The organism is Streptomyces sp. NBC_01257 (assembly GCF_035917255.1).
Lineage (GTDB): Bacteria > Actinomycetota > Actinomycetes > Streptomycetales > Streptomycetaceae > Streptomyces.
Map to the genome: position 1 here is coordinate 4,430,622 of NZ_CP108472.1, position 18,367 is coordinate 4,448,988.

The window sequence follows — 18,367 nt, forward strand, 5'->3', positions numbered from 1 at the left end:
GCTTTGCCGGGTTCATCCCCGCACGCGCGGGGAGCAGCGCGGGTGTCCGCGGGTATCCGGGGCCTCACCGGGTTCATCCCCGCACGCGCGGGGAGCAGGGTCCACGGCGTTCACGAAAAGGCCGCTCGCCGGGTTCATCCCCGCACGCGCGGGGAGCAGCCGGCCCCGTCCAGCACGATGTCCGTGCCCAAGGGTTCATCCCCGCACGCGCGGGGAGCAGGTTCACACCCCGCAGGCATTCGTCAAGATCACGGGTTCATCCCCGCACGCGCGGGGAGCAGGCAAGCGAAAGCAGCGAGCGACAGCCGGAGAAGGGTTCATCCCCGCACGCGCGGGGAGCAGGACAGCGGCCGACGCCGACTCAATGACATCCAGGGTTCATCCCCGCACGCGCGGGGAGCAGGCGTGGATGGACCGGGTCGAGGACAAGGCCCCGGGTTCATCCCCGCACGCGCGGGGAGCAGGACCGTCCGGCCGATCTGAAGGACCACCGAGCGGGTTCATCCCCGCACGCGCGGGGAGCAGCAGTCGGGCCGGTAGACGAGTCCGCCCGGCCGGGGTTCATCCCCGCACGCGCGGGGAGCAGCCTGCGCTTCGGTGATCCACTCGTTTTCCATGGGGTTCATCCCCGCACGCGCGGGGAGCAGTCCGTCATCCGTGGGCAGAAGCCGCATCGCCGGGGTTCATCCCCGCACGCGCGGGGAGCAGCAGGGGCTGCGTTCGCCCGAGCCGCCGCCGTTGGGTTCATCCCCGCACGCGCGGGGAGCAGGCGACGGGCGGCGAGGTGAGGTCGTCGGTGCAGGGTTCATCCCCGCACGCGCGGGGAGCAGCTGATCAGCTATGACCAGGATTTCCGGGTCGCGGGTTCATCCCCGCACGCGCGGGGAGCAGCTGTCTCGTTCACTGGTCAACTTCCTTGTCTAGGGTTCATCCCCGCACGCGCGGGGAGCAGACTCCGTGACCTGCGGGTTCATCCGACCGACTGGCTGAACTCAAGCAGCTTCAGCAACTCAGACATTTAACCCCTCTCGGCATCTTCCGGGGGCCACCACCGCTCATTTGCGGGCGGCGGCAGCGGAGATGCCCGTCATGTGACCGGGTTCGAGGAATCTCCGCAGAAGCAGACGTCCCGCCGTTCTCAGCGTCCCCCGAACCGCCGCCGCTTCGCGGCCTTGCTCCAGCCCTTGGTGGGTGGGGACAGAGCGGGTGGTGGCCTGTCCTTCGGGCGGAAGATCAACGTGAGGCCTTCGTGGTCCACCGGATGCCACTTGTGGTCATGGGTCTCGAACGCGTACCCCTGCTCGCTGTTGTCGCTGTACGCGAGGAGGGCCCGTCCTTGGCCGGAGTACTGTCTGACCTCCTCCCACAGCGCCTGGCGCACGCGTGTGGAGGGGCCGCCGATGAAGACGCCCGGGGAAATCTCCAGGAGCCAGCGCGTGAGGAAACCACGGAGGGCCATAGGGCAGTTGGTGAGGACAATGACTGTCACCAGATGATGCCCTCATCGTAGTTACGCCCGGCACTGAGTTCCGTTCCTCCGTCCGACTGGAGCATCACCTGATCTCGCGCGTCCTCGTCGGCCGTATCGGCATCGGCTCCAGACCCGCTCCCGGCCCCGAGGAGTTGCTTGATGTCAGTGACCACGCGGTCCATCAGGCCCGTACGGTTCGCGGCGTCCCTCAAGGCGCGTCGGGTGCGGGGGCCGATGTCTTCAGGGCCCTCGGCCGCGGCATCGAAGGCGGCCGGGATGCCGATTTCTGTCTTGTAGAGGTCGGCTACGTCCAGCACGAAGGACAGCTCGTGGCCGGAGTGGACGAACCCGAGGCCCGGAGCGCACCCCAGAGCGGCCACGACGGCGTGGGCGATGCCGTACATGCACTGGGCCGCTGCGGTGATCGCCTGGTTGGGCGCGTCGCCGGATGCGAAGTCGCCCGGAGTGTAGTGACGGCCGCGCCAGGGAACGCCGGTGCGGGCAGCCTCCTTGCGGTAGCAGGCTTTGACGCGCGTGCCCTCGTGCCCGAGCAGCTCGTGACGGGTCAGACGGGCCGGATCCTCGTCCGGGAAGCGCAGCCGGTACATGTCGCGGGCGACCGCCAGACGCCTGCGTTGGTTCGCCCACGCCGTGGCTTGAGCCTGCACCAGGGCGGAGGAGCGAGTGAGGGCACGCCCACCCGCGTAGAAACGGACTCCGTGTTCACCGACCCAGACCACGCCCGCTCCGCATTCGCCCAGGACGCTCATGGCCTGATGGGTGATGCGGGTTCCGGGGCCGAGGAGAAGTGTTCCGATGGTCGCGGACGGAATGTGCCTCGTCCCCTCCGCATCCTCGGCGGTGATGGCGTGCGCATCACGGTGCACGACGCACCGTTCCAGATAGACGAAGGACAGCCGGTCCCCCACGCGGCTCAGTTCACGCGGCGATGAGAGCTTGCGGGCGCCCAGTGATGGAGAGGTCATGGTCTGCCCTCACACCACCGGAGCAAGGGTCATCAGGCCGCAGCCGTAAGCCTTCGCCTTGCCCAGTCCGGACGCCAGCCTCAGGCGGAAGACCTCCGGGTCAGTCACCCGTAGCCGGCCCTGGTACGTCACGGCGGCAATCCGAACGGCGTTCCTGCCCGCCGTCGCGGGAATGTCCTTACCGGCAGGTGAACTTCCCTGGGCCGTCGACGAGTTCTTCTTGCTGAAGGACAGGCCCCGGGCCCCGCCCACCACCAGCTCGTACTCGTCCCCCCGCTCCAGGCGACGGGCCTCCGGCGCCTTCTCCACGATGGCGAAGCCGCTGCGGTCCTGCTGCTTGAGCAACCACTCGATCTGGTAGCGGGGCGTCCGGTGCGCGGTGCGCTTCGTCGGCTCGCCCTCCTTGCGGCGGATACTGTGGACCGGGTTGGCCGTGAGCCGGAACTCCCAGACACTGTCGGTGGCCAGTCCGGTCAGGAAGGTGGCGTAGTCGTACGTCGACCAGCCCTGGGCCTCCGCCGTCGGCCAGCCCGCCTGCTCCACCAGATGTGTCAGATCCGGCCTGGCCGGGCTGGTGACGTAAAGCAGCACCTCGGCCGCCGAGTTGTAGTCGATCCGCCAGAGCACCCGGGGCCCCCCGTCGGGTGCGGGGGGTGCGTCGGGGAAGGAGGACATCACCGCCGCGTGCAGCATCTGTGGTGATGTCAGCAGTCGCCGGGCACCGGTCCTCGCCGCATTGAAGCGAAAGCGCGTGAGGTACATGTCAGGCACCGTCCCTGTCCAGCAGAGTGAGGTGTCCGGCCGGATCGTGCGAGGCGAGGGCCGCCCGCTCGTTCCTCCGGTCGGCACGCGGGTTGGGAACCGTCACCGTTCGCGCGACCACCCCGCGCAGCCCGTACTGCCGGTGACGTGGATCGAAGCTGATCGGCTGGTCCCGTACCGCGTCGCCCGGCCCCTCCGCACCGTCGTCATCCGACCCGGTTTCCAGGAGCATGGTGAGGTCGACGGACTCGTCCTGGCGCCGTCGCCGGCAGTACCAGTCGGATGCCTGCCATGCGTGGGCGGCCAGCGTCGCGCCGAGCTCGGCTCCGGGATGCAGACCGAGATCGATGTTGCGGCTCGGCGGGCATGATCTCCGGCCGAGAAAAGGGAGGAAGACGGGGTTGCGTACGGCTGCGAGCAGTCGTACGAGCAGGTCCTCGTCGCCCTCCAGGCCGGCGACGAACACGGCGTCCGCAAGGTAGAAGCGTTCGGACACCGGCATGGACTTGCCCGTGTCGTCGTGGTGCGCGGTCTGGAAGTCCCGGATACGGGTGCCCGGCTGGTCGATGCGTACGCCGAAGCGCAACGCGGCCAGGTCGGAGAGGTCACCTTCTCTGGGGCGTCCGAGCGCCGCGGCCACGAGGCCGACCACTCCGCTCTTCGTGGGAGCCGAATCCGTGGTGCGGCGCGAGAAGCGGGCCGAAGAGCCCCAGGCCTGGAGCGGACCGGCGAGCCGGAGGGTCAGGACGCTCATTCAGACGCCACCCAGCCGGTCGCCGACAGCCGCACCCACCGACTCGACGAGCTGGGCCAGGGTGACCTCGGTACCCAGGCCCGCCAGTGCGTCCGTGGCTGATCCGACCCGCACGACCCACGTATTCGTGTCCTTCTCGGCTCCGTACGCCGCCTCGACACGGGGTACGTACGAGGCGAGTGCCGTGCATGCCTCCTCGACGTGGCCGCCCGTGCCCTTGGCGACCACGGGCGCCTCGAAGGCCCCGGCGAAGCTGATCGGGCGGGACGTCCGCAGCTTCACCACTACGGCATCGGGGAGAGTGTGGTTGCCGAAGGTGTTGATCTTGCCGGTGGGGAGGGAGGTGATGAAGCCCTCCAGGAACGTTTCGACGGCCCTCCGTACCGGCTCGGTCGCGGGGCCACCGTCGCTCGAACCCGCACCGAGGTTGTCGTACAGCCGGTCCACATCAACCGCGGCGTAGCGGTAGAGGGTGCTCGAGTTGAAGTCGACGGTGCCGATCATTCCGGCACCGGACTCGTCGGAGGCATTTCTGTCATCCACAGCGGTGAAGTAGTCGGACTCCGTCTCCACCGCATGCACCCCGATCGCGTGAGCGACCTGGGCGGCCGCGTCCACGTTGATGTCGGCGGTGTCCGCGACCATGCGCCCGAAGAGCGCGATGTCGACGGAATGGCTGCTGTTGGCGAGAGCCCTGGCCCTGGCCTTCCTCTCCTTGTTCTTGAAGAACTCCTTTGCCTGATCTCCCGACCGCAGCCCTTCGACCGCGAGGCCCGCAAGGGCGTCGATCTGACGGGCGCTCAAAAACAGAAGATAGGACGACTCCGGCGCCGGCTCCGGACCTTCCTCCCCGTCCTTGGCCGCTCCCTTGGCCGCGTTCGACTTGCGCTTGGGTGCTTCGACCTTGGTGCCGGTCGCCACGACGACTGTCTCCGCGGCGAAGGCGAGTACCTTCTCCCTCTGGTCGCTCAACGTCTCGTCCTGGGCGATGATCCGGTCGGCCAGCGTCTCGGCCACCTTCCGGGTGCGCACACCCAACTCGCCGGGGTCGAGGAGGTCCCTGAACGCCGTCCGCGTCGCCCGCTTCCACGCCTGGCTGGAGACACGGGAACGCCGGACTCCCCCGTACACCGCGGATTTCGGCGCTCCGGTGTCATCTCGGTTCAGGTTGCTGGGCGGAACGGTCTGGAGGATGTGCACGTCAAGAATGGTGCGGCTCACGAAGGGTCCTTGTCGGTCGTGCGGATGATCCGGCGGTGGAGCACCCGGCAGGCAGGGGCGATGATGCAGGGTTTCTGGAGCGCGTTACGGGGCGTCCTCCCCGGGCTTGACCGGCCCGTGCGAGTGGAAGCTCCGACCCCATGCGCGATGCACCTCGGCCCGGCCTCCCGGCCGCTGCCAGACGTACAGGTGGGAGGCGAGCTTCCCGTAGTCCAGAGCGATGTCGTCGCGCCGCAGCAGCACTACGAGTTCGCGCAGCCGTGTGGCCAGCGCGTCGATGGATGTCGCAGTGCCGGCACGTACGAACCGCTTGCGGATGGGCTCGTCGATCGTGGCGTCCGGCATCAGCCGCCGGACGGCCTTGCCGAGTCCTGGACCGTCCTTGACGTGCATGTCCGCCGCGTGGTGGCCCTGTTGATGCAGTGCCCACAGGGTGACGGCCATGTGAACCGCGATCTCGGCGCGCTCCGCGTCCTTCTCACGCCACCCCCGTACGTACAGTGCTTCGGCCCCGATGAGGCCCCAGAGATCAGGGATCTCACCGGCCGGCTTCCCTGCACCCCGCCTGATGCGTGCCACGGTGGCGACAGCCTCCGAGCGGTCCTCCCGGTATCCCCACTGCAGGCGTGAGACATGGGAATGCACCGTCTCGTGGATCAGGTCTGCGGCGGACAGGGGTTCCGTCTGTACGGGGGCGTTGGTCGACGCACCGTTCCCCCGTTGGTCTACGCTCACGCGGTCTCCTCCACCAAATCCTCTTCGCCGACTGGACCTTGTGATGTGCTGCCACGCGGCGCGGGGATCGGAAGGGCCATGGGAAGTGCCTTGGCCAACCGGATCCGGAACCATGTGTCGGCGCTCGTGTCGTCGAACCACTGAGGGCCCTTGCCCAGGTCCAGCACCCGGCCCTCCCACGCGGCGGTGGTCACGGAATTCAGCAGATCGTCGCCCAGATCCCTGATGATCCGGCCCGCCCTCCTCTGCCATGCCTCACGCTCGCGCGCCGGGTCGTCGCTCTCCCCGAGCCGCCTCAGCCAGAGCCTGTAGGGGCCGTCCAGCTCGCCGTATCCCCGGTTCCGTGCGGCATCCCGGTGCGCGTCGTGGTCGGAACCGGATGCTCGGGCCAGGTCGGCCGCGAGGTCACCCAGCGCTCTCACCGCGAGGTCCGCGTCCCCCACCGCGTCGATGGCCGCATCGGCGTACCGCTTGTCCTGGGCGTGCAGAAGAACGACGGACATGGTGACGCCGTCGTCGGTCAACTCGTCGATCACCGACTGCTGCGTTCCATAGCGCGCCCCGACGATGCGCGTCCTGAAGAGAAAGCCTCTCGGCAGGACCTGCTCGTAGACCAGTTGCGCCATCCAGGAGAGGAGTCCCGGCCGGAGAATCGCCGCCGGCTCCCCGCTCTGGGCGCCGCCCTTCCCCGGTACGTTCTGGAGAAGGCCGGCCAGCCCGCGCCAGGCACCGCGTGCGGGGTCGTGTTCGCGGGGCATGTAGACCTGCGCCAGTCCGTGCTTCTTCTCCTGCGCCTCGCTGCGCCGCCACCCCGTCATGGGCTCCAGCAGCTGCTTGTTCCTCGGCACGATGGGGTCCCCGTAGCCGAGCACGACGCCGTACACACCGGTGTCGTCGTGGTGGAGACGCACCCTCCGCGTCTGCCAGGTGTAGAGATCCCGGGGGCCCGTGGGGCGGGAGGCCAGGTTCAGCCGCGACTCCGCGCCCGGTCCGCAGGGTTCGTGGCGCCAGGCCGGAGTGTCGTCCTCCCGGAATCTCAAGGTGGCGTGGTCCGCGGCGACGAGGTTGAGGAGCAACGATTCACGCAGGTTCGTCCCCTCCGCCATCACCCCGCCCAGATTGCCCGCCCAGCCGACTCCCTGCGGGTAGACCTTTCCGCCCTTGACCCGGTCGTCGCCCGCCATGCCGGACTTGATGCCCGACGTGTCGAAGGCGTGGGTGTGGACCAGCCATCGGGCGGCCTCGGCGAATCCGAGGCGCTCCGCCTCGGGCATGCGCATGCTGAAGAAGGGGTCGCCGTTGGGGACGTCGGCCACGATGCGGTTCAGGGAGAAGACTTCGTCCTTCTCCGTGTGCAGCCCGGCGACCTGGAAGAAGGGGTGATGCGGATGGAGCAGATCGAAGCGTGCACGATGCCGTTCCAGGTAGGCAGGTACGGCCTCGAAGGCATCCTCGCTCTCCCAGAGCTCCGCCCAGTCCTCGACGTCGTCCGGTCCGTCCACGGCATCGTGCAGAATCGCCAACAACAGTCTGAACAGGGCGAATTCCTGCGTCGGCACATCACCCACCAGCCTCCGCAGACTGCTTGCCTGGGCGAACACGTCCAGCAAGGACAGCTCGGCGGTCGTGCCGTCGACCCGCTGGACCGGCAGCCACGGGCGTGACACCAGATCGAACGACGGCACGTGCTCCACCAGCCTTACGTCGTGGGCGCCGGGGCGCCCCACCCTGAGTCCGTCAGTGCGGCTGTACTCGATTTCATAGCCTGCCAGTTGGGTCTGACAGTGCTCGTCGAGCTCGAGAATCAGCTCCCCGGCCAGCCATGGACACTCCTTCTCCTGCCAGGCCCGGACCAGCAACTCCTCCAGCTCGTCGATGGCCCGGTCGAGGACCCATGGCTTCGAGAAGTGGAACGGCAGCCGCATCGAGCTCTCCGCGAGGGCTCTTGCCGCCCTCGGCGGCGGAACCGCATCTGTGGGCAGCGCCAGCCCACCGCGGCCCCGGTCCAGCCAGGGAACCGTGGTCAGCGAACCGTCCTGCTGCCGCTGGACGACGAGCACCTCAACGCTTTCCTCACTGTCCCTGACCTGCGCACGTCCGGCCCGGGAGTCGTCGGCGTCGCCCACACCCGCGTCGATCCAGCCGATCACCGGCCGCCCCGGCTTGCGGACCCGGTCCAGCCGGTAGACCTCCGCCTCCCTCTGCTGCTCCGCACGGCGGGTCCGGTGCTCCAGATCGGCGGCGGTAATCGCCTCCGCCCAGCTCGCCGGGCCGATCGGCTGTTCTCCGTACGCCGTCTGGACGAGGTGGAGGATGTCCTGCGGAAGGCTCAGCGTGCTGCCCGGCGCGTGCAGGTACGGGCGGAGGACGGCGAGGGACCGCAACAGGGTGTGCCGTCCGTACACCCGCTCCGAACCCCGGACCGTTTCGGGTGGTGTGCCGTTCCAGTCAACACCCGTGACCAGGCACCGGGCCCGACGCAGGGCCGGCGGCCGTTGGCTCTGGCCGGGTCCCCGCTGGTGCCGGTGCAGGCGCCCCATCCGCTGGAGCATGAGGTCCACGGGGCAGAGGTCGGTGACCAGGAGATCGAAGTCGACGTCAAGGGACTGCTCCGCGACTTGGCTCGCCACGACGATGTGCGGTCTCGGCCCACGCGGACGATCGCCGTTCGGTCCGAAGAGCCTCAGGAGCCTGGCGTCCAGCGCGGCGCGGTCCAGGTCCATGAAGCGGGAGTGCGCGACGGTGACGTCCGCCACGCCTCCGAAGCGTGAGCGCAGCCGTTCCGCCGTCTCCAGCACTCGGTCGACGGTGTTCCGTACGACGAGTGCGCAGCCGCCGCCGGACAGCGCGTCGGCCAAGGTGTCGCCGAGCACGGACACATCATCGTCGAGCGGTTCGAGCTGGACGTCCGTACTCCGGTCAGCTGCCGCCGGCGGGCACTCGGTCAGTGGCGCACTGCCCGGCGCGACGGCCGTCAGCAGTGGATATCCCTGCGCGGTGGTGGCGTTGTCGGTGGTTTCCTCCGGAGAGGTGTCACCCGTGTATGCCTGGATCAGAGTCCGACGCGTGGCGGCGGGCAGTGTCGCGGAGAGCACGACGACCGGCACCCTGTAGCTGCCCAGCCAGGACAGCACCCGCTCCAGGTAGACGTTCATGTAGGCGTCGGATGCGTGCGCTTCGTCAATCACGACGACCTTGCCCGCCAGTGCGAGATGGCGCAGCGCCAGGTGGCGGCTCTTGAGTCCGGCGAACAGGAGTTGGTCGATCGTCCCGACCGCGAACGACGAGAGCATTCCCTTCTTGCGGCCTCGCAGCCACTGGTGGGCTATCAGCTCGGCCGAACCCGGCCCGGCATCCCTCGATGCCCGCCGGGCACCGTCCGGCCCGTCCACGTCCACGGCCCGGACGCCACCTCCTCCACCCGCACGCACCAGGCCCATGTACTCGTCGTTCAGCGCGGCTTTGGCGTGCGCGAGGAAGACCGAGTGACGCTCGCCTCCCGGCAGGTGATCCAGCCACTTCAGGAGGCGCGGGAACATGGCGTTGCCCGTCGCCCGGGTCGGCAGGGCGACGAAGCACCCACCGGCCCCGCTGCGGGCCGCAAATATCTCCACCGCGGCGAGGGCCGCCTCGGTCTTGCCCTCTCCCATAGGTGCCTCGATCACCATCAGTCCTGGCTCGGGAAGGGCACGCGCGAGCCGTACGGCGGCTTCCTGCACCGGCCGGATCACGGCCCCGGCCGGCAGGTTGAACCGCGAGGCGTACAACTCGGCCGGTGTGCCTTCCGGCTCCGCGGGCTCCCACGGGCCGGGCAGGTCAAGTCCGCACCAGGCGGCGGCAATCCGCTCGTCCGGAGTACGAGGCACTTCCTCGGGGAAGTACGGGAAGAGGTCGGGATTGCTCGCGATCCAGTCGGAAACGATGACGAGGGCCGTCAGCAGCACCTGCACGGTCTGCGGCAGCTTCACCGAGCGCCAGGCGTCGAGTCGTTCGCCCACGTCGTAGGCATCCGCGCAGGCATCGAGCAACTCGTCCTGCACACTGCGCCAGAGTGCCTCACTCGGCCCCGGAGTGCGCAGCAAATCGGGGTGCCTGTCGAGATCGTGAATCTGCGCGTATCCAGGAGGCACTCCGTGGTGCCCACCGGCCACCACCGCGAACTGCCCGGCCGCTCGCACCGTCCACCCGTGCCGCTCCACGAGCCATTCCTGAATCAGAAACTGCCCGGCCAGCCCGTGCGGCGCCATGCGCCGGTCGTCCCCCCACTGCCTCTGGTGCGGCATTTCCAGCCCGGCCCCGCGCATGCCGTCGGCGAGCCCGTCGACCTGGCAGGCGAAGGCGGGCGTCGCCTTACCGATGTCGTGCGTGGCAGCGAGCCAGACGACGAGGCGGCGGGCGTCGTCCAGGTGCGGGACGGTGTCAACAATCTGCTGCCGGATCAGGCGGGGAACCCACTCGTCCCAGAGGAGGCCGGCGACAGCAGCGCTGTCGGACATGTGCTGCCAGAGAGGCAACCAGCCTTCGGTGGGGCGATCGTGCTTGGCCCACACGGTACGAGTGGGCGCGGTCAACGCCGAGCTGAGGAGGGGGCGTATCCGGCTTGCGTGGGACATGCGGACATTGAATACAGCTTGGCGTTCGAATGTGCGTCGTCTTCTGAATCCACGTCTGGGAGGACGTGTTTGCGGTAAGGAGCGTGGCTACCATCGGGGCTTGGGAAGACGGCAGCATCCGCCCCGAAGAGGATAAAAGAGAGAGGAGGGCTGGTTGCCCGATTCGGCAACTTGGGACTGTCCTCTTCGCGACATACTCTGGACCTCCGTCGGGCTCGTCGAACTTGGCGAGTTGCGCCGCGGACGTAGGTCGGCTAGGCCCCCAGTTCCCCACAAATGTGGGGATGTCCCCTGCATGAACTCTCGTTGGTCGTCACCCAACGCTTGCTCCCCGCGTACGCGGGGATGAACCCCCCATCGGGCTGGACCACACCGACCATCCGTGCCCGGTTCCCCCGCGCGTGCGGGGGAACCGGGCACGGATGGTCGGCTACTGCGAACTCGCTAGCTCAGTCCACAGTAGCTTCAACTGCATAAACTCACTTTGAGCACTCATGACCTTGTAACCAGGTTTACGGAAGACCGCTCAAGCATGGCGCACGCGTGTCATGCTCCTCACGTAGCCGCTCCAGGCTGCGAGTTGGGCCGCGACCCACGCCACTCCACGGCAGGATCCGCGTCCAGCCGCCCGCACGCCAAGCCACTCTGCAGAACGGAATGAGTCATGACCGCCGCACATGGATCTGTAGTCGCACAAACCGAGTTAGACCAGCCGTTCACCCAACAGCTCTTACTGACAGTCATTGGAGCTGGTGCCGGTTCCATGTCCCCAGTTGAACCAGGGATTCGCGTGGTGGTAGTCATCGTCGTGCTGATCATTTTCGGTCGCTCGCTACGAGGCAACCGCACGTCAAACTGACTGAACCACCGGGGTGCGCGAATGCCACCTGTCGGCTCCGGAGGGTTGCCTCGGCTCAAGGAGGGCGCGCCGATCCGGGTGACGCGGTGGAGCATTTAACCGCACGGGCCAAGGTCGGCCCCTGGCCCGTCGGCGCTACGCGGTGAGAAGAGCATCTGAGGCGCGACCGGTGCGCCGGGAAAAAGTAGAGCAGACGTGAGCAGTGTGGGCTGAATGGGACCTGCAGGCAGACCTGCCGGGTCGGGTACAGCCTCCAGCCCCGCCGGGAGACCCGGATGCGTTCGTGTGCCGACGCGACGGGACACCGTGGTGCCCGCCCGGAGTACGTCTCCAGCCGCGTGTGCGCTGCTCGACCGTCGCTGCCCGTGATCCAGAATGCCCCCGCTTCCGGCTTCGGCCGGCGGCGGGGCCCCTTCGTCGTGTCCGGGGTCAGCCCCGTCGTGCCGCTCCATCCGGCCACACCACATCTACCGGCATTCCAGCAGCTCGGGCCTCCTCCACCGTGTCCGCTGTACCCCCGCCCTTCCCCGAAGGAGGAAGGCCATCCCAGACGGCGACGAGCCGATCGGCATGCTGCAAGAGCTCGGCGTTGGCCGCCTCGTATGCGCTGCGGCCGGCAGTCTCATGCGGCAGCGTAAACACCTCGACGGCGGTCTCGACCAGGTGATCGAAGACTGCCGCGTACTCTGGCTCGACCTTTCGGGCGCGGTAGTCCTGAGAGGGGATCACGACCACCAAACGTCCGCCCACGGCAGTAACCTCTTCGGCGAAGATGCTGTCCGATCCGGCTGCAATGCAGGAGACCCCAGTCAGGTCCTCGCTGTAGCGGGCCAGCAGACTACGAAGAGCCTCGCGCACGAGCGGCACGCTCTCGTCTGTCAGGTCCATGTGCCCGGTCACGGCCAATGTCGTCATGTGCCCGTCCCTCAGCTCGACAGCAGGTCGCGGATGCTATCGCGCGCCTCCGCACCGGACGCGAGGCACTGTGCCCCACGGTGTAGGGGTACAACTGCCCGAGCTGCGCGCGGACACGCCCCGACTGCGTCCCTCGTGCGGCCTGAACCGCGAGGGTTGTTTCGGCAGCAGCCGACCGGATATCGCCGGCCAGGAACTGGCATTCCGCCAGGCCGATACGGTCAAGCGCGTGGGAGCGCCCGGCCTCCTGGCCGCGGTATGCCAGGGCGGTCCGGATCTCGGCGACTGCCTGGGCGGCGTGCCGGCGCGGGTCGGTGCGGGCGAGGTCGAGAAGCCGCCCCCCGGTGACCCCCGCGAGCTCAGCCTCGTCGAAGTACGCAATCCAGTAAGGCTCTTCGTCGCTGCCTGCTGCTGCCATTGCCTCGGCTGCTCGGGCACCAGGCCGTCGTCATCGTGCCCGCGACCCTGGGTTCATCCCCGCACGCGCGGGGAGCAGTGCACGAGCGGGCGCCCGGGGTGCCGCAGCCGGCGGTTCATCCCCGCACGCGCGGGGAGCAGCCCGGTTGATGGTCGCCACTGTCCAGGAGGCCGGGTTCATCCCCGCACGCGCGGGGAGCAGGGTTGGCGCAGGCGCGGGCCTGCCGAGGACGCGGGTTCATCCCCGCACGCGCGGGGAGCAGTGTGCCGGAATGCACGGCCAATTCCGATAACCGGGTTCATCCCCGCACGCGCGGGGAGCAGCGCAGCGCCTCCCAGGCGCGGGCGCGGATCTCGGGTTCATCCCCGCACGCGCGGGGAGCAGGCCAGCGCTTCCAACCTCTTGGCCTCGTGCTCGGGTTCATCCCCGCACGCGCGGGGAGCAGTAGCCGAGGCGGTCGCCCATGGTGGGCAGGCCGGGTTCATCCCCGCACGCGCGGGGAGCAGTGCCGGAGCATCGCAGCCCCGGTAATCATCCCGGGTTCATCCCCGCACGCGCGGGGAGCAGCAGTCCATCGGTTCATCGTGGAAGACGGTTTGGGGTTCATCCCCGCACGCGCGGGGAGCAGTCCGGAACGGTGAGGCGGCGGGACGGCGGATCGGGTTCATCCCCGCACGCGCGGGGAGCAGCTGTACTCAGACACGACCGGTGGCACGATGACGGGTTCATCCCCGCACGCGCGGGGAGCAGGTGCCAACGGTGAGGACGACCGTGTGCGTGGTGGGTTCATCCCCGCACGCGCGGGGAGCAGGCAGTGTGGTCGGCGTTGAAGACCGGTGCGTTGGGTTCATCCCCGCACGCGCGGGGAGCAGCCGACTCGTCACCGCCGTGCATTGCGTCACGCGGGTTCATCCCCGCACGCGCGGGGAGCAGGGGACAAGTCCAAAGGCCGCTTCATCGGTGCCGGGTTCATCCCCGCACGCGCGGGGAGCAGGACACGCCGAGGATCAGCCCGTGCCGGGCGGCGGGTTCATCCCCGCACGCGCGGGGAGCAGCCTCGAACTGGAGCGCCCCGGTGATGGCGGTGGGGTTCATCCCCGCACGCGCGGGGAGCAGGCCATGGGTCAACTCCCCTTCTCTGCATGGTGGGGTTCATCCCCGCACGCGCGGGGAGCAGGCGGTCGGGTCGTGGTGGCCGAGGCGGATGAGGGGTTCATCCCCGCACGCGCGGGGAGCAGCTGTTGCGGCACCTGTTCCGCCCCCGCGCCCTGGGTTCATCCCCGCACGCGCGGGGAGCAGCCATGTCCTTCTCCTGCGCTGGTAGCTGTGGCGGGTTCATCCCCGCACGCGCGGGGAGCAGCCTTTCCACGGTCGGCCAGGGCGGTTCCGGGAGGGTTCATCCCCGCACGCGCGGGGAGCAGGCAGGACAGCTTCACGTCCTACGAGAACGAGCGGGTTCATCCCCGCACGCGCGGGGAGCAGTAGGTGGTCTCGTGGCCCTTGCCGCGCGGGTCGGGTTCATCCCCGCACGCGCGGGGAGCAGGGCCTTGCCCCATACCCTGACAGTGACGAGCTGGGTTCATCCCCGCACGCGCGGGGAGCAGACCCGGAACTTCTGCGCCCGCCCCCCGGTGACGGGTTCATCCCCGCACGCGCGGGGAGCAGGTCGTCGTGTCGTCGTCGTTCTCGATGCGGACGGGTTCATCCCCGCACGCGCGGGGAGCAGGACCGGATATCGGAGGCGTTCGGCGTCGCGTTGGGTTCATCCCCGCACGCGCGGGGAGCAGATCCCGATCGCAACGGGGCTCGCCGCGCTCGCGGGTTCATCCCCGCACGCGCGGGGAGCAGTCCGCGCTCGCCGATCCAGCGCGTGTATTTCCGGGTTCATCCCCGCACGCGCGGGGAGCAGTCCGGCATCGACGGGGGCCGGCCAACGATCCTGGGTTCATCCCCGCACGCGCGGGGAGCAGCGGCCGAGGCAGTGCGCATCCCACTCGTACGCGGGTTCATCCCCGCACGCGCGGGGAGCAGCGGGTGCTGCTCATCGAGCGCCGCTGGGAACCGGGTTCATCCCCGCACGCGCGGGGAGCAGGGGGAGTCGGCCCGATTGGTGTTGGAAAGGTCGGGTTCATCCCCGCACGCGCGGGGAGCAGATGCAGTCGGTAGCGAGTAGCCACGGTTCTCCGGGTTCATCCCCGCACGCGCGGGGAGCAGGCCATGGCGAGTAGGCGCTCGCCCTCGCGGAAGGGTTCATCCCCGCACGCGCGGGGAGCAGCACCATCCGGCCTGAGTCACCCCGCCGGACGTGGGTTCATCCCCGCACGCGCGGGGAGCAGGACATGGCACGCTTCCCGGCCCAGATGGCGACGGGTTCATCCCCGCACGCGCGGGGAGCAGGACATCGAGGTGACGCGGTACGGCCGCGACGAGGGTTCATCCCCGCACGCGCGGGGAGCAGGACATGGCCCGTCTCCCAGCCCACATGGCCACGGGTTCATCCCCGCACGCGCGGGGAGCAGAAGCGAGGTTCGATCCGGACCTAGATAACCCGGGGTTCATCCCCGCACGCGCGGGGAGCAGCTGGTCGAGTGGATGCCCGGCAGCGTGGCCCCGGGTTCATCCCCGCACGCGCGGGGAGCAGCAACATCGTCAACCGGCAGCAGGGCGTGACCAGGGTTCATCCCCGCACGCGCGGGGAGCAGACCGGCACGAACTCCGCCCGGTCGATCGGCTCGGGTTCATCCCCGCACGCGCGGGGAGCAGGTGCAGCTAGCATGTGGCCGGTTGTGCATGAGGGGTTCATCCCCGCACGCGCGGGGAGCAGTCCGTACAAAGTCGGCGGCCGGGCCCCGGGTGGGGTTCATCCCCGCACGCGCGGGGAGCAGCTGAAATCGATTCGCGCTTTCGCGGTGGTGGGGGGTTCATCCCCGCACGCGCGGGGAGCAGCAATCGATCTCACGGCCGTTGAAAATGACCGTGGGTTCATCCCCGCACGCGCGGGGAGCAGACTGCTTGACCTCGGGTTCTCTGGACGCATCCTGCCATTCCGCAGCAGCTTCGCGAAGTCCGGCATATGCAAGCAAATCGACCATCACCGCTCCGCACCCGCACTGTTCACCGCAAAGGCGCACCGAAAGTGCCGCCCGCTTACCGGCGGAACGCTGACCCGAAGGGTCCGCCGAAGGTCCGGTTAGGGTAATGCGGGACTAAAGAGATCACCAAGTTCGTTTTGTGAGCGCCGCGCTCCTCGGGAGGAAGCCATGGGAACCCACCGCACCACGCTGCCCGGAGTCGGCGTGCAGTACGACTACACGACCGAGTCGGGGCAGCACATCTCCGTCGTCGTCCACCACGACGGGCGCCGGTTCATCGGCTTCTACGACCAGGACGATCCCGATTCCTGCCGGCTCTCCGTACCCCTGACCCCACAGGAGGCCACCGGGCTCGCCCACCTCATCGACGCGGCGCCGATCGACGCCGTGCGGACCGAGGGCATCGACCTCGTCACCGAGCACATCCCGCTCGGGACGCGTTCCCCGTACGGCGGCCGGCTGCTCGGGGACACCCGGGCCCGGACCCGGACCGGGGCCTCCATCGTGGCGGTGCTGCGGACCCACAGCGCGCATCCGTCACCCGGGCCGGACTTCCGGCTCGCCATCGGGGACACGCTCGTCGCCGTCGGTACGAGGGAGGGCGTCGACACGCTCTCCGAGATCATTGCGGAGGGCTGACCGTGCATGACACGACCGCACTGCTGGTGGAGCTCGGCTCCGTCATCCTGGGACTGGGCATCATCGGCCGGTTCGCCGGCCGGATAGGCCTCTCCCCGATCCCCCTCTACCTGCTGGCCGGACTCGCCTTCGGCGAGGGCGGGCTGCTGCCCCTCGGGGCGAGCGAGGAGTTCACCGCCGTGGGCGCCGAGATCGGCGTCATCCTGCTGCTGCTCCTGCTGGGGCTCGAGTACAGCGCGTCCGAACTCGTCACCAGTCTCAAGACCCAGTACCCGTCCGGTGCCGTGGACTTCGTCCTCAACGCGACCCCGGGCGCCGTCGCAGCCCTGCTGCTCGGCTGGGGGCCGGTGGGGGCCGTGGCGCTGGCCGGGGTCACCTGGATCTCCTCGTCCGGGGTGATCGCCAAGGTCCTGGCGGACCTGGGGCGCCTCGGCAACCGGGAGACGCCCGTCATCCTCGGGGTGCTCGTCATCGAGGACCTGTCGATGGCCGTCTACCTTCCGCTGCTGACCGCGATGCTCGCGGGCGTCGGCTTCGCCGGGGGCAGCATCGCGCTGCTCGTCGCGCTCGGCACCGTCGGGTTCGTGCTCTACCTCGCGCTGCGGCACGGCCGGCTGATCAGCCGGGCGGTGTCCTCCGACAATCCGGAGATGCTGCTGCTCGTCGTGCTCGGGCTGACCGTCCTGGTCGCCGGGGTGGCCCAGCAGTTGCAGGTCTCGGCGGCCGTCGGCGCGTTCCTCGTCGGCATCGCGCTCTCCGGCGAGGTCGCGGAGGGGGCGCGCAAGCTGCTGACCCCGCTGCGGGACCTCTTCGCCGCCGTCTTCTTCGTGTTCTTCGGGCTCTCCACCAACCCCGCGGAGATCCCGCCGGTGCTGCTGCCGGCCGCGCTGCTGGCCGTCGTCACCGTCTTCACCAAGATCGCCACCGGCTGGTACGCCGCCCGGCGGGCGGGCATCGGATCGCGCGGGCGCTGGCGGGCGGGCGGCACGCTCGTGGCCCGTGGCGAGTTCTCCATCGTCATCGCCGGTCTGGCCGTGGCGACCGAGCCCCGGATCGGGCCCATCGCCACCGCGTACGTGCTCATCCTGGTCATCGTCGGCCCGCTCACCGCGCGCTGGACGCAGCCGGCCGTCGAACTGATCCGGAAGTGGCGCGGCGGCGACGACGGACCGGCCGCCACCACCACCGGGACCGGCGACACCGGTGGCATGGCCACCGTGCACGTCCCCGCTCCCAAGGAGGAGCAGAAGCTCTCGGCGACCACGGACTGACCCCGGGCCCCCGGCCCGGACGATGCCGGGCGGGGCCGGGGCGCCGTCAGGCCTCGTGGACCGCGGGGAGGTCGGGCGCCCAGCCCAGCGGGTAGGCGTCCGCGGGCACGGCCGGCTCGCCGCCCGCCGCGGTGAACGCCGTCAACGCGTCGATGAGTGCCGTCCGCTGCTCCGGCGCGAGGCGTTCGACGATGCCGGCGACCTCCCGGCGGCGGGCGGCCGTGACGTCCTCCACCAGCCGGCATCCCTCCGGCGTCACCCGCAGCGAGGTCTCCCGGCGGTTGGCCGGGTTGACCTGGCGCTCCGCAAGACCGGCGGTGATCAGCCGGTCCACCATGCGCATCGCGGTCGACGGGTTCACCCCGAGCCGCTCGGCGAGCGAGACCAGCTTGGCGTCGCCGTGTGTGGCGAGGACGACGAGCAGCCGGAACTGGGGCAGCGTCACCCGGTCCTCGACGGCCGCCAGCGAACGGGCGGAGACGGCCACCAGCAGTCTCGACGCGGTCAGCACCGCACGCGTCACCGCGTCGACGTCGTCCCTGCCCGGGTCGACCGGTCGTTCCTCAGATGACTGTTCGTGCGCGGCCATGCCTCTTTCTACCGTGCCGGCAAGCCGGACTCGACTCCGTAC

General features: G+C 69.4%; 11 protein-coding genes and 2 CRISPR repeat arrays (1 of these 13 running past the window's edge). Of the genes, 2 read left to right on the top strand and 9 right to left on the bottom strand.

Annotation, left to right across the window (positions count from 1 at the left end):
- A CRISPR array of direct repeats spans window positions 1-952; the repeat unit is 29 nt; unit sequence GGGTTCATCCCCGCACGCGCGGGGAGCAG; it begins 2,317 nt to the left of the window's first position.
- Window positions 953-1,138: 186 nt separating this feature from the next.
- From cas2e to OG408_RS19080, 8 genes are all read right to left on the bottom strand, one after another.
- A complete protein-coding gene (cas2e, locus tag OG408_RS19045; protein WP_326670955.1) occupies window positions 1,139-1,489 on the bottom strand; it encodes a type I-E CRISPR-associated endoribonuclease Cas2e in 351 nt (116 codons plus the stop codon).
- A complete protein-coding gene (cas1e, locus tag OG408_RS19050) occupies window positions 1,486-2,457 on the bottom strand; it encodes a type I-E CRISPR-associated endonuclease Cas1e (protein ID WP_326670957.1) in 972 nt (323 codons plus the stop codon). The genes cas2e and cas1e overlap by 4 nt, the downstream gene beginning before the upstream one ends.
- Window positions 2,458-2,466: 9 nt before the next feature.
- Window positions 2,467-3,219 carry a type I-E CRISPR-associated protein Cas6/Cse3/CasE gene (gene cas6e, locus OG408_RS19055; protein ID WP_326670959.1) on the bottom strand — a complete coding sequence of 251 codons (753 nt, stop codon included), beginning with the start codon at window positions 3,217-3,219 and terminating at the stop codon, window positions 2,467-2,469.
- Between the two features lies 1 nt (window position 3,220).
- Window positions 3,221-3,973, bottom strand: a complete 753-nt coding sequence (cas5e, locus tag OG408_RS19060) for a type I-E CRISPR-associated protein Cas5/CasD (protein ID WP_326670961.1) — start codon at window positions 3,971-3,973, stop codon at window positions 3,221-3,223.
- Window positions 3,974-5,194 (bottom strand): type I-E CRISPR-associated protein Cas7/Cse4/CasC, encoded by a 1,221-nt coding sequence (cas7e, locus tag OG408_RS19065; protein ID WP_326670963.1) that lies wholly within the window; start codon window positions 5,192-5,194, stop codon window positions 3,974-3,976.
- Between the two features lie 84 nt (window positions 5,195-5,278).
- Complete coding sequence (gene casB / locus OG408_RS19070; RefSeq protein WP_326670965.1) at window positions 5,279-5,929, bottom strand: type I-E CRISPR-associated protein Cse2/CasB; 651 nt, start codon at window positions 5,927-5,929, stop codon at window positions 5,279-5,281.
- Window positions 5,926-10,542, bottom strand: a complete 4,617-nt coding sequence (gene casA / locus OG408_RS19075; protein ID WP_326670967.1) for a type I-E CRISPR-associated protein Cse1/CasA — start codon at window positions 10,540-10,542, stop codon at window positions 5,926-5,928. Before casA ends, casB begins: the two co-directional genes overlap by 4 nt.
- 1,288 nt (window positions 10,543-11,830) lie before the next feature.
- Window positions 11,831-12,316: a hypothetical protein gene (locus tag OG408_RS19080; protein WP_326670969.1), complete on the bottom strand. Its 486-nt coding sequence runs from the start codon at window positions 12,314-12,316 to the stop codon at window positions 11,831-11,833.
- A gap of 467 nt (window positions 12,317-12,783) precedes the next feature.
- Window positions 12,784-15,741: direct repeats of the CRISPR family, unit length 29 nt; unit sequence GGGTTCATCCCCGCACGCGCGGGGAGCAG.
- Between the two features lie 253 nt (window positions 15,742-15,994).
- On the opposite strand from OG408_RS19080, the gene OG408_RS19085 reads away from it, so the two are divergent.
- Both OG408_RS19085 and OG408_RS19090 read left to right on the top strand, forming a co-directional pair.
- Complete coding sequence (locus OG408_RS19085; RefSeq protein WP_266780289.1) at window positions 15,995-16,465, top strand: cation:proton antiporter regulatory subunit; 471 nt, start codon at window positions 15,995-15,997, stop codon at window positions 16,463-16,465.
- 2 nt (window positions 16,466-16,467) lie between these two features.
- A complete protein-coding gene (locus OG408_RS19090; RefSeq protein ID WP_266780290.1) occupies window positions 16,468-17,736 on the top strand; it encodes a cation:proton antiporter in 1,269 nt (422 codons plus the stop codon).
- A gap of 46 nt (window positions 17,737-17,782) precedes the next feature.
- On the opposite strand, the gene OG408_RS19095 is transcribed toward OG408_RS19090, so the two are convergent.
- Window positions 17,783-18,325, bottom strand: coding sequence for a MarR family winged helix-turn-helix transcriptional regulator (locus tag OG408_RS19095; RefSeq protein ID WP_266780291.1), 543 nt, complete (start codon window positions 18,323-18,325; stop codon window positions 17,783-17,785).
- Window positions 18,326-18,367 lie beyond the last annotated feature (42 nt).

What these genes read in the sequence shown, in the direction of transcription:
- cas1e (WP_326670957.1), bottom strand. Translation starts at nt 2,457, where the DNA reads ATGACCTCTCCATCACTGGGCGCCCGCAAGCTCTCATCGCCGCGTGAA.
- cas6e (WP_326670959.1), bottom strand. Translation starts at nt 3,219, where the DNA reads ATGTACCTCACGCGCTTTCGCTTCAATGCGGCGAGGACCGGTGCCCGG.
- cas5e (WP_326670961.1), bottom strand. Translation starts at nt 3,973, where the DNA reads ATGAGCGTCCTGACCCTCCGGCTCGCCGGTCCGCTCCAGGCCTGGGGC.
- casA (WP_326670967.1), bottom strand. Translation starts at nt 10,542, where the DNA reads ATGTCCCACGCAAGCCGGATACGCCCCCTCCTCAGCTCGGCGTTGACC.
- OG408_RS19080 (WP_326670969.1), bottom strand. Translation starts at nt 12,316, where the DNA reads ATGACGACATTGGCCGTGACCGGGCACATGGACCTGACAGACGAGAGC.
- OG408_RS19085 (WP_266780289.1), top strand. Translation starts at nt 15,995, where the DNA reads ATGGGAACCCACCGCACCACGCTGCCCGGAGTCGGCGTGCAGTACGAC.
- OG408_RS19095 (WP_266780291.1), bottom strand. Translation starts at nt 18,325, where the DNA reads ATGGCCGCGCACGAACAGTCATCTGAGGAACGACCGGTCGACCCGGGC.